The organism is Roseovarius sp. 10 (assembly GCF_033100315.1).
Lineage (GTDB): Bacteria > Pseudomonadota > Alphaproteobacteria > Rhodobacterales > Rhodobacteraceae > M30B80.
In genome coordinates, this window is record NZ_JAWLVH010000001.1 from 381,912 (window position 1) to 394,142 (window position 12,231).

General features: G+C 56.7%; 8 protein-coding genes. 3 read left to right on the forward strand and 5 right to left on the reverse strand.

Annotated features, from left to right (window positions below):
* Nucleotides 1-5: 5 nt before the first annotated feature.
* Both RYZ18_RS01860 and RYZ18_RS01865 read right to left on the reverse strand, forming a co-directional pair.
* The gene (locus RYZ18_RS01860; protein ID WP_317654681.1) at nt 6-1,370 is read right to left on the reverse strand and encodes a PQQ-like beta-propeller repeat protein; all 1,365 of its coding nucleotides are present in this window, start codon (nt 1,368-1,370) and stop codon (nt 6-8) included.
* A 13-nt stretch (nt 1,371-1,383) separates the two neighbouring features.
* Nucleotides 1,384-2,055 (reverse strand): hypothetical protein, encoded by a 672-nt coding sequence (locus tag RYZ18_RS01865; protein WP_317654682.1) that lies wholly within the window; start codon nt 2,053-2,055, stop codon nt 1,384-1,386.
* 294 nt (nt 2,056-2,349) lie between these two features.
* Here RYZ18_RS01865 and RYZ18_RS01870 point away from each other — a divergent pair, with 294 nt between their 5' ends.
* Together RYZ18_RS01870 and RYZ18_RS01875 are read left to right on the forward strand one after the other, a co-directional pair.
* Entirely contained in the window at nt 2,350-3,537 is a 1,188-nt protein-coding gene (locus tag RYZ18_RS01870) for an efflux RND transporter periplasmic adaptor subunit (RefSeq protein WP_317654683.1), read from the forward strand.
* A complete protein-coding gene (locus tag RYZ18_RS01875; RefSeq protein ID WP_317654684.1) occupies nt 3,534-7,229 on the forward strand; it encodes an efflux RND transporter permease subunit in 3,696 nt (1,231 codons plus the stop codon). Before RYZ18_RS01870 ends, RYZ18_RS01875 begins: the two co-directional genes overlap by 4 nt.
* A 15-nt stretch (nt 7,230-7,244) precedes the next feature.
* Here RYZ18_RS01875 and RYZ18_RS01880 read toward each other — a convergent pair whose 3' ends face one another.
* A complete protein-coding gene (locus RYZ18_RS01880) occupies nt 7,245-9,020 on the reverse strand; it encodes an ABC transporter ATP-binding protein/permease (RefSeq protein ID WP_317655789.1) in 1,776 nt (591 codons plus the stop codon).
* Between the two features lie 157 nt (nt 9,021-9,177).
* A complete protein-coding gene (locus RYZ18_RS01885; protein WP_317654685.1) occupies nt 9,178-10,464 on the reverse strand; it encodes a LysM peptidoglycan-binding domain-containing protein in 1,287 nt (428 codons plus the stop codon).
* Between the two features lie 210 nt (nt 10,465-10,674).
* Between RYZ18_RS01885 and RYZ18_RS01890 the strand changes: the two genes are divergently transcribed.
* Nucleotides 10,675-11,229 carry a TIGR00730 family Rossman fold protein gene (locus RYZ18_RS01890; RefSeq protein WP_317654686.1) on the forward strand — a complete coding sequence of 185 codons (555 nt, stop codon included), beginning with the start codon at nt 10,675-10,677 and terminating at the stop codon, nt 11,227-11,229.
* Here RYZ18_RS01890 and rarD read toward each other — a convergent pair.
* Entirely contained in the window at nt 11,214-12,086 is an 873-nt protein-coding gene (gene rarD, locus RYZ18_RS01895; RefSeq protein WP_317654687.1) for an EamA family transporter RarD, read from the reverse strand. The two genes, RYZ18_RS01890 and rarD, sit on opposite strands and share 16 nt — an antisense overlap.
* Nucleotides 12,087-12,231 lie beyond the last annotated feature (145 nt).

A 12,231-nucleotide genomic window follows, 5' to 3' on the forward strand; every position in this document is an offset into this window, starting at 1 on the left:
ACGGCTCAGCGATAGGCATGCAGGCGACCATCTGCGCTGACCACATAAAGCGTATCATTGACAACGATGGGTTGGCTTGCCGCCCCGCCGCGCAGGGTAAGGTTGCCATCAAGCGCGGCACCTGTTTCAGGGTCAAAACGCAGAATTTCCCCATCGCCCGTAGCCAAGATCAAATGACCTCCCGCCAAAATCGGCCCGCAATAGGTAAATACGGCCTTGCGGCGGCGCTCGCGGCGGGCCTCGTAAAGGGGCAATTCGGTTTCCCAAATCATCTCACCAGTCGCTTGATCAAGACGGATCAACGCATTGCGGTCAGATACGAAAAACACGGAATTTCCTGCAACGATCAGACCCGAATAGGCCCCTTCTGTCGCTGTCCAAAGACGCTCGCCTGATCCCGCATCGATCGCGACAACGCGGCCAGACAGATTGCCCGCATAAAGCCTGCCCCCCACCACAACGGGGTCAGAGGTGATATCGTTGATATAATTATAAGCCACACCGATCCGCTCACCCGCGATGGCACCCGACCAAACCCGCACGCCCGATTGGCGCAGCACGCCTGTCAACTCGCCCGAGCCAAAGGGAAACACGACCAAGCGCGAGGTCAGCGCAGGGGATGGGCTGCCTGACAAGACCGCAGCGGCCCCAGTTGCGGGGATTTCCCACCGCACACGCCCCGTGGCCGCATCCACGGCATAGGCCTGATCATCACGGCCCGTCACATAAACAACGCCGCCCGCCACCGTTGGTGCGCCAAGCGTTGCCCCAAGACGTTGACGCCATGAAATAGCACCGCTTGCGGCATCAATGGCCAGCAATTCACCATAGCCAGTGGTTGCAAAAATCTGATCCCCTGCGGCGCCAATCCCGCCGCCAGAGACACCGCCATCGCGTTCGCTTGCAGGGGTCAAATCAGTGCGCCAAATCACGGCTCCCTCGGGCGAGGTCGCCTGAAGCCCTGCATCACTATCAAGCGTAACAATCGCGCCATTTGTGAAAATCGGGTCAGCGGTCAGTCGGGTGCGTCTGCCATTGCCTTGGCCAATATCCGTTGACCACAACAGGCTTGCCGATTGCGAAAACCCAAGCGCAGGGATCGCATTCGCGGCATTCGCACCGCGCAATGGCCAATCCGTCAAACGTTGCGCTGTTGGTTGCGTGAAAGGCACGAGGGCCGCATCTGCCGCCTCAGCGGTGGCATCCACCCCATCCTCGCTTGGCAGGGTTTGCGCCAAAGGCACGCGTGTCCCGAACCGTTCACCTTGCAAGATCGGCTCGCGCTCACAACCCGTCAAAAGGGCCAAAGCGATGAGGCTGACACCGCAGAGCCGCGCCACAGGTTTTGCGTAAGAAACGGTGTTGTGCATGAAACCTGTCCCTTTATTCAGATGACGCGCTTTGGCCCGTGATCGTAGCGCCACTTTGCAGCGCGAAAATCAAGGCGCTGATCCGCTGACGCTGTGACAGGGTCACAACGGATTGTTCAGACAAGGCCTCAAGTGCTGCAATCGCCCCCTCTTTATCGCCCGCCTTTAAGAGTTCCAACGCCTGCATTTCACGCGCGATGCCTGCGAAAGGCGCACCATCCTCGGCCAAACGCGCCAATGTTGCATCGACCAATCCCTGATCCTCCAAGGGGGCGAGGATATGAGCGCGCAACAGGGCCAGATCGCGATAACGTGGTAAGAGATCGGGTGCATCTGCAATTGCGCGCAACGCCGCTGCAGCAGCCACCGGGTCGCTTTCGCTGAGGTCTGAGGCACGAATGAAAGCTAGCAGAACCTCTTGATTACTGCGGCTTGGGGTGATCTCAGCGAGGGCCGCAGCACGGGCCTCGGCATCGGGCAGATCAAGGGCGGCAATCACCGCGTCCCCAAAATCACGCGCCGCTGCAAGATCGCGATTTGTGCTGATCTCGCGATAGGTCGCGGCCCCCACCAATGCGACAACAGCCAAGACGCCAATCCAGCCCCACCTTTTGAGCGCGCGAAACAGCTGATCGCGGCGCAATTCTTCGGTGACTTCATCAATGAAACTGTCGCTTTGGCTCATGCTGTGCCGTTCTCTCTTTGAAATCAAAACCCACGTGTCTCACTTAACGCGAAGCACAAAGCTTTGCCAAGTGCAACCGCACCCAAACGGCGTATTCGCAACAGATGGTCAAATTCTGTCACAAAATAAAAACTAAACCATTCCGTTCATTCTTGCGGACGTAGGTATAAAAGACTAATCTAAACGCAACAGTTCACTCGTATGAGACAGAAAGCGTTACTCAACCAAACGCAGAACACAAAAGATCAGCGGGCGTGATCAGATCATATATCCGCCCCGAAAAGAGGTTATTTAATGCGCATTTTTCCAGTCATCACGGCCCTTTTGGTCTGCGCGGCGCTTTATGTGCTTATTTTTCAGCGCGATGCCTTGATGGGGCGCGACAGTGAAAGCCCTGCGGCGGCTGAGGCCGCGCAAATGGACAGCGGCACATTTGGGGATGCGATGCGCGTGGTGATTTTGCCAAGCCGCGCTGAGGTGATTTCCGATGCCGTGCGTCTGCGCGGACGATCCGAGGCCGCGCGCTTTGTTGAGATTCGCGCAGAAACCTCGGGTCGGATTATTTCAGACCCGATCAAGGCGGGCCAATCCGTGACCGCAGGTGATATTCTGTGCCAAATCGATGAAGGCACCCGCGCCGCAGCCCTCGCCGAGGCTGAGGCCGCGCGCAGCACCGCTGAGGCGCAACTTGCAGCCGCGCAAATTGACGCCAATGCCGCAACCCGCCTGAATGAGAGCGGTTTTGCCTCTGAGACACGCGCGGCCAGCGCCTCAGCCAGCCTCAGCAGTGCAGAGGCCGCCTTGCGCTCGGCTGAGGCGGCCATTGATCGCGCCGCCGAAGAATTGGCCCGCGTAGAAATCCGCGCCCCCTTCAACGGGCTGTTGGAAAGCGACACCGCGGAACTGGGCACATTGATGCAGCCGGGCGCATTATGCGCCACGGTGATTGATCTTGATCCCATCAAATTCGTTGGGTTCCTGCCCGAGGCTGAATTGGCGCGCATCAGCATCGGCCAAACGGCAACCACGCGGCTGGTGGATGGGCGTGAGGTGGACGGAATTGTGCGATTTGTCGCGCGTTCCGCTGATCCGCAAACCCGCACCTTCCGCGTTGAGATTGAGGCAGAAAACCCCGATCTCAGCATTGGGGATGGCCAAAGTGCCGATATCGCCATTGCCACCGAAGGGACAGCCGCCCATTTGGTGCCAAGTTCTGCGCTGACTTTGGATGATCAGGGTGATTTGGGGCTGCGTGTGGTGGCCGAAGATAATCTCGTTGCATTTTACCCCGTCACCCTCCTGCGTGACACGCCTGATGGGGCCTTAGTCACAGGGCTGCCTGAGCAGGTCGACATTATCATCGTAGGGCAGGAATTTGTCTCAAACGGGGGGCAGGTCGTGCCTGTCTCGATCCATGACATACCCGCAGGCCAAAATGCCACGATTGATGCAGCGCGATCCGCGCTTGGAGGGGCACAATGACCGGGATCATCGATTGGGCCGCCGCCCGTGCGCGGATGGTCGTGGCCTTTATCGTTTTGTCGCTGACAGTTGGTGCGGCCGCCTATGTCGGACTGCCCAAAGAGGGTGAACCTGACATTGATATTCCCGGTTTGTTTGTTTCTGTCCCCTTCCCCGGCATTTCCGCAGAGGATAGCGAGCGCCAATTGGTGCGTCCGATGGAGGCCGAGTTTCAAGATCTCGATGGATTGAAATCCATCAACTCCACCGCCGCCGAAGGGTATGCGGGGATCTTTATCGAGTTTGAATTTGGATGGGATAAATCCGCAACCATTGCCGATGTGCGCGATGCCATGAACCGCGCCGAGACGCAATTCCCGCAAGGGGCGGAGAACTATTCCATCAATGAAATCAATTTTTCGGAATTTCCAATCATCATCGTGGCGCTGTCTGGCAACGCGCCCGAGCGCACATTGATCCGCCTTGCGCAGGATTTGCAAACACGGCTTGAGGGGTTGTCGCCTATTTTGGAGGCGGGGATTGCAGGCGCGCGCGATGAGATGTTGGAGGTCTTGATCGACCCGCTCTCGCTAGAGGCCTATAATGTCACGGCGCAGGAATTGATTTCGGCAGTTGTGAACAACAACCAATTGATCGCGGCAGGCGTGGTCGACACCCCAACGGGTGCCTTATCTGTGCGCATTCCATCCTCGTTTGAAAGTCCGCAAGACGTTTATGATTTGCCCGTCAAGGTAAATGGTGACCGCGTTGTGACCTTAGGGGATTTGGCGCAAATTCGCCTCACCTATGAGGATCGCACGGGCGCTGCGCGCTTTAACGGAAACCCCACGATTGCGCTTCAGGTCGTCAAACGCCAAGGGTTTAACATTATAGACACCGCCGAATTGGTGCGCCAAGAAGTGGCCGCCTTCGAGGCGGAATGGCCCGAAGAATTACGCGCCGCCGTTCATATCACCACCTCCTTGGATCAATCCAAAACCGTGGCCTCGATGGTGGCACAGCTTGAAGGGTCGGTTTTGACTGCAATCGCGCTTGTGATGATCGTTGTTCTGGCCACGCTTGGCACAAGATCGGCGCTTCTTGTGGGCTTTGCCATCCCCACCTCATTCTTATTGTGCTTTATCTTTCTGGGCATCATGGGCATCGCGGTTTCAAATATCGTGATGTTCGGCCTGATCTTGGCCGTTGGGATGCTCGTTGATGGCGCGATTGTTGTGGTCGAATATGCCGACAAACGCCTTGCTGAGGGCGCGCGCCCTATGCAGGCCTATACTGATGCCGCAAAGCGGATGTTCTGGCCCGTTATATCTTCAACTGCGACCACGCTTTGCGCCTTTCTGCCGATGCTATTCTGGCCTGGGGTTCCGGGTGAATTTATGGGGATGCTCCCCGTCACGTTGATCTTTGTTCTCTCGGCCTCTCTGATTGTAGCGCTGGTCTATCTGCCCGTGATGGGGGGCGTTGCCGCCCGTCTATCGCGCAGCGCGGATCGCTTTGGTGTGCTGTTGATGCGCCTTGTGCCAAGTCGCGCCATTCGCATCGCTCTTGCGGTTGTGGTGGGGTTTGCCCTGTTTCAATCCGCTTTGATGGTTATGCGTGGCGGTGGCGCAGGGCCAGACACCCCCGCCCTTCTTGCGATTCTGCCGGGCGTTTTGGCTTTTTCGGTTACAGGTTTGGCCATGTCGGTTGTCATGGGTACATTGATCCGCCCGCGCGTGGTGGAACGGGTTGAGGGCGGATATAAACGCACAAGATTTGGCCTGCTGATCGAGCGTTTGGTGGGCAACCCGTTTGCCCCCGTTTTGACCATTGCCGCGGTTTTGGGCTTTGTTGTCGTGACCTTCAGCTATTACGGGGCCAACAATAACGGCGTGGATTTCTTCGTGGAGACCGAGCCTGAAAACGCAATTGTCTATGTGCGCGCGCGCGGCAATCTGTCGGTCGAAGAAAAAGACGCTTTGGTCGCACAGGTCGAGGCGCGGGTGCTTGGGTTCGAGGGCGTGCGCGATGTCTTTGCCTTTTCGGGTGATGGCGGATTGAACAATAACACAGGCGGCGCAAGCGCCCCTGAAGACACAATCGGTCAGGTTCAAATCGACCTCGCCCCTTGGGGCACGCGGGCCGATGGCAATATCATCCTTGATGCGATCCAAGCGGAGTTGGACACCATTCCGGGCATCCATACCGAGATATTCGAGCAGGCCAATGGCCCTGCCAACGGCAAGCCGATTGATCTCGAACTAACAGGCGATGACTGGGTGCAGCTTCAGCAAGCTACGGCAGACGTTCATGCCTATTTCGAGAGCCTCGAAGGGCTGACCCTCATCGAAGATACCCTGCCCCTTCCGGGGATTGATTGGCAGATCAATGTCGATGTCGAGGCCGCAGGCCGCTATGGCGCGAATGTGGCCACAGTGGGCGCTATGGTGCAATTGGTCACGCGCGGGATTTTGCTTGATCGGATGCGCGTACCGACATCGGATGATGAGATTGAAATTCGCGTGCGTTTTCCAGAAGATGCCCGCGTCCTGTCGACCCTAGACACTTTGCGCGTGCGCACCGCAGATGGATTGGTGCCCCTGTCAAATTTCGTCACATGGGAACCCGTGCGCCGTTTGGCCGAGATCAAACGCCTTGATCAATCGCGCATCTTTCACGTGAAGGCCGATGTTATCTCGGGCCTTATGCGGGTGACGATCGGGGATCGTGACTTGGGATTGCTGCGCAATGCGGCGCCTGAACACGCCAACAGGCCCGCTGAATTCAGCATAGATGGGCGCGACTATGTGCTTCATTCCTTGGCCGAAGGCGTAAGCCGCGCCGAGTTTGACGATGCATTAAACGGCGATGTTACCCTGACGCCTATCACGGCCAATGAACGGATTGCCCATATCACCGCCGCATTAGAAACAGGCACAATTTTGCCCGATGGCGTGAATTGGCAATGGGGCGGCGACCAAGCCGAGCAAGCCGAAAGTCAGGCCTTCTTATCTCAGGCCTTTGCGGCCTCATTGGGCTTGATGTTCATCATCCTGCTGGCGCAGTTCAATTCGTTTTACAATTCGGTTCTGGTGCTTCTGGCGGTTGTCTTGTCGACCGCAGGGGTATTGATCGGGCTTTTGACCATGGGGCAAAGCTTTTCGATCATCATGACGGGCACGGGCATTGTCGCCTTGGCGGGTATTGTGGTGAACAATAACATTGTTCTGATTGACACCTATCAAGAATATAGCCGCTATCTGGCCCCGATTGAGGCGATCATCCGCACGGTCGAGGCGCGCATTCGCCCTGTTCTTTTGACCACCATCACCACGATGGCGGGGCTTGCGCCGATGATGTTTGGCATCAGCCTTGATTTTGCAAATGGCGGTTACACGATTGATAGCCCGACTGCCCTGTGGTGGAAAAACCTTGCCACGGCAGTGGTCTTTGGATTGGGCATTGCCACAGTTCTGACTTTGGTCTTCACGCCATCGCTTTTGGCGGTGCGGGTCTGGTGGAATGAAATTTTAGGCTGGATTGCGCAGGCCTTGGCGCGCATTGGCGCGGCGCGCTTGTCACAACGCACCCAAGATTACGCTTTGGCGCGCGCGGCATTGGAAACGGCAAACCCCCTCATCTTGTGGGAGGATGACACAGCCGAAGATCAAAAGACAAAACCTGCAGGCCCGACCGTTCACGCCGCACAGTAAAGACAATCGCGCCCCTTATTGGGGCGCGCGTTCCTGCTCACTCATCTGACGCGCCCACATGGCCGCATAACGGCCACCTGCGGCAACCAAATCATCGTGGCGTCCCCGTTCTACAACAACGCCTTTTTCAAGCACCATGATCAAATCCGCATCCACCACAGTCGACAGGCGATGCGCAATCATGATCACGCTGCGCCCTTGACCAAGCGCGCGCAATTGGCCCTGAATCTCGCGCTCGGTTTCCGTATCAAGGGCCGATGTCGCCTCATCGAGCAAAAGAATGGGGGGATCTTTCAACAAGGTGCGCGCAATTCCCACGCGCTGCTTTTCACCCCCAGAGAGCTTTAACCCCCGCTCCCCCACGATTGTCTCATAGCCTTCGGGCAGGCTTTCGATGAAATCATGGATTTTCGCGGATTTTGCGGCGGCCTCTACCTCGGCACGGGTGGCATCGGGCCGGCCATAGGCGATGTTGTAGAAAATCGTATCATTGAACAAAACCGTATCCTGCGGCACCACGCCAATGGCGTCATGCAGCGAGCTTTGCGTCACCTTGGCGACATCTTGCCCGTCAATCAAAATCTGGCCCTTTTGGGGATCGTAAAAGCGGAACAATAAACGCCCAATGGTGGATTTTCCCGAACCAGACGGCCCAACCAGTGCCACACTTTGACCCGCCTCTAGGGTGAAATCCACCCCGTGCAAAATCGCGCGCGTGCTTTCATATGAAAAATCAATGGCGCGGAATTCCACCTTGCCACGGCTGACCTTCAGCACTTGCGCATCAGCGGCGTCATGCACATCGGCGGGCTGCTCAAGCAGCGTGAATAATTCGCCCATATCAACCAAAGCCTGTCGAATTTCGCGATAGACTGTGCCCAAGAAATTCAATGGCATGGTGATTTGAATCATAAACGCGTTGACCATGACGAAATCACCCACAGTCAAATCGCCCCGCTCAACCCCCAAAGCCGCCATGATCATCACAATCACAAGACCCGTGGTGATGATCAATGATTGGCCGAAGTTTAGAAATCCAAGCGAGTAATTGGTCTTGATCGCCGCCTCTTCATAGCCCGCCATCGCGCGATCATAGCGCTGTGCCTCACGCTCTTCGGCGTTGAAATATTTGACGGTTTCAAAGTTCAAAAGACTATCGACCGCCTTTTGATTGGCATCGGTGTCCTGATCATTCATTTGGCGGCGAATTTTCACGCGCCATTCTGTCACCTTAAAGGTAAACCAAACATAGAGGGCAATGGTGACAATCAGAACCGCCAAATAGCTGATGTCAAACACCGTGGCGAGGATGATCCCCGTTAGCAGTAATTCAAGGATCAGCGGCCCGATTGAGAACAGCAAAAACCGCAAAAGAAAATCTACGCCCTTGACCCCGCGCTCGATAATGCGGCTTAGGCCCCCTGTGCGCCGCGTGATGTGAAACCGCATCGATAAGGCATGGATATGACGGAAGGTTTCAATCGCAATCATGCGCAGGGCGCGCTGCCCAACACGGGCAAAAATCACATCACGCAATTGCTGAAAGCCAACATTGCCCGCGCGCGCGAGCCCATAAGCGATAGTCAGGCCAACCGCCCCAAGGCCAAGGGCCCAAGCGGGGCTTGGGGCATCGCCCCCAAGCGCGTCCACAGCAGCCTTATAGGCAAAAGGCCCCGCAACCGCGACCAATTTGGCAACCACCAAGGCGGCAAGGGCAAAGACAACCCTATATTTCACCCATGGCATCTCTTTGGGCCAGAGATAAGGCCCCACCTTGCGCAAGGTGATCATGCTAGAGGCGCGACTTTCAGGATCAATCGCTGGCCCGTTTGTATGTGGTGCGGTCATTATTTGGAGACTCGGGTTTGGTCAGGTGACCCAAACGTAAAGAAGCGGGGCGCTGATGACCAGAGCCCCGCTTGTGCGATCCTGCCCCTGCCCCCGCGACCTATTGCGCAGGGATGGTGAAGACCTGACCCGGATAAATCAGATCGGGATCCCGAATTTGGTCGCGGTTGGCATTGAAAATCTGAACATAGTCAAAGCCAGACCCCAACATATTTTCGGCAATTCCCCAAAGCGTAAAGCCGCGTTCAACCGTTACCACACGAATGGCGTTTTGCGCACCACCTGCGGCATCTGCAATCTCAGCCGCAGCCTCGCGGATAAAGCGGGTTTCAGACCGCGCGATCACTGTGCCATCTGCGGCCAGTTGATCCACGCGCAGATCATAGGCCCCTGCGGCAACATTGGCGACATCGGCGCGCCATGTGCCATCGTCACCGCCTGTCACCTCAGCCACAAGCGCGTTGTTGAGGTAAACCCGCAAAGCAGCGCCGCTATCGGCACGCCCCGCAATTTGAACATCCCCCGCACTGGAATAGCTGACCGTGTCAATGCTGAGGGCCACGCCATCAGTGCTGCCACCTTGCACCAGGGAAACGCCCTGCCCGTCTGATTGCAAAACGATGGGCGTTGTGGTGCTTTGGGTCACTGTTTCCGCCTCGTCTGTGGCCTCTGCAACAGTCACTGGAGCGGCAATCGGCGCCACGACCAAGGTTTGTGCTGCAGCCACCCGCGCACCTGTCTCATCGGTCGCTTCGACCGACAAAAGACGCGGACTGTCCGAAGGGGCAAGTTTGGACAAAAGCACGAAATTGCCCGCGCGGTCCGCAGCGGCATCAGCGTTATCAACCCCATCGAGCAAGAGATAAATCTCGGCATTTGGCATCGCGCTGCCGGCGATCACGGTCATGCCATCGGGCGAGACACGGATGACATCCAAAACAGGCGTGGTCGTCACCACGGCCTCAGCGACATCTGCCGCAACTTGCGCAGCCGAAGATGTCTCGGGCGCGGTGGTTTCTTCGCTTGCAGTTTCCTCAGTCGCGGCGGTTTCCTCAGTGCCAGCGGTTTCTTCGCTTGCAGTTTCCTCAGTGCCAGCGGTTTCCTCAGTGGCGGCGGTTTCCTCAGTCGCCGAGGTTTCTTCGGTGGCCTCTGAACTGGCCTCTTCCGCAGCCGCTTCTTCTGCGGGCTCTGGCGCTTCCGTGCTGCTTGTGGCGTCATCTGCCACGGCGGGTACCTCTGCTACGGCCTCGTCACCAGCGCGGTCTTCGTTTACCACTTGCCAGCCCAAAAAACCCAAAGCGGCGATGGCAAGGGCAATAATGCCCATCCCAACCCCCGACAAGCCGCCCGCCATTTTTGACCCGTTTGCCATATTTTCTACCTTCATGATCGCACCGCATTGCGGGCGTATAGATTTATCCCCAAACCCAAGGGCTTACGCAGATATTGCACCACGCTTAGCACCATCCGCAAGATGTTGCGAAACCTATCTGACACAAAACTGTGTCACACTGACAGCGCCGCAACAGTTGAGCCCTTTGCCGAAGGCGGCTATCACAGAACCAACCCAATATGCAAAAACCAAAGGATAGGCCCGATGCGCGATTTTTCAGTTTGTGTCTTTTGTGGCGCGCGGGACGGGGTAAATCCCCTTTATGCAAAGGCCGCGCGTGACTTAGGCCTTGCAATTGCAAGGGCGGGAATGCGCCTTGTTTACGGGGCGGGTGATGTCGGGCTGATGGGGCATATCGCCCGCGCCGCGCAAGAGGCAGGGGGTGACACATTCGGGGTCATCCCAACTCATCTGATGGCGCGTGAGGTCGGCAAACGCGACCTGACACGTTTTGTTATCACCGAAACCATGCATGAGCGCAAAAAGGTGATGTTCATGAATTGCGATGCGGTCGTGATGATGCCAGGTGGCGCTGGCAGCTTGGACGAGTTTTTTGAAGTGCTGACATGGCGGCAATTGGGCCTCCATGATAAGCCCATTATCCTCATGAACACCGCGGGCTATTGGGACAGGCTGACCGATCTTTTGCACCATGTGGTCACAGATGGCTTTGCCGATGCCAGCCTGTTGGGCTTTGTGGAAACGGCAGATACGCCTGCCGATATCTTGGCGCGGCTTAACACCTATCGCGCGGCCTGAGGGCGCATGGCCCCCACCGAATAGATCGCAAGACCTGTCCAAATCAACGCAAAGGCAATCGCGTGCCACAGGGTGAGAACCTCACCAAAAATGACCACGGCAATCGTGAATTGCAGCGTGGGGTTCAGATATTGCACCAAACCAATCGTTGAGAGGGCCGCACGCTTTGACGCGTAGGAGAACAAAATCAAAGGTGCCGCGGTCAAAGGGCCAGACAAGATCAACAGCCCCGATTGGATCAGATCAGCGCCAAAGACGCCCTCAACCCGCCCCAACCAGACCAGATAGGCAAGCGCGATTGGCATCAGCAAAAACACCTCAGCCGTGACCGATACAACCGGCCCCGCCGCGACATAGCGTTTGATCAGACCATAAAGGCCGAATGTGAAGGCCAAGATCAGCGAAATCCATGGCGCCACCCCAAGACCGAGGGTCAATTGCACAACCGCAATGGCCGCCAAAAGAACGGCGATTTTTTTTGACCGCGAAAGGCGCTCTTTCAACACAATCGCACCAAGCGCCACAGCCACCAAAGGAAAGATGTAATAGCCAAGCGAGCTTTGCATCAAATGGCCTGTTTGGATGGAAAAAATGAAGAAAAACCAATTTGTTGAAATCATCAAGGCCGCAGCCCCGATCAATAAAAACGACCGCCCGCCCGACAAGGCGCGGCGCAATTCACCCAGTCGCGATTGCAACGCAAGCACGCCAATAAAGACAAAGACCGACCACAGCGTGCGATGCGCCAAAACCTCCAACGGCGGGATATCGGCCAATAATTTATAGTAAAGCGCGGAGAAGCCCCAAATCACACAGGCCCCCACCATCGCCAAAACGCCTTTGGTGGCCTCTGTCATGAAGCATCGCCTTCGGTTCCGTGGTTGCGCCCGTATGTGAGGGAGGAATTTGGGGGAGGTCAAGGGGGGCACTTGCGATAGATTTCCCCCTTCGCCTGAAATCCAAAGGGAAACAAAAAACCCCCCGCTTTCGCGAGGGGTTCTG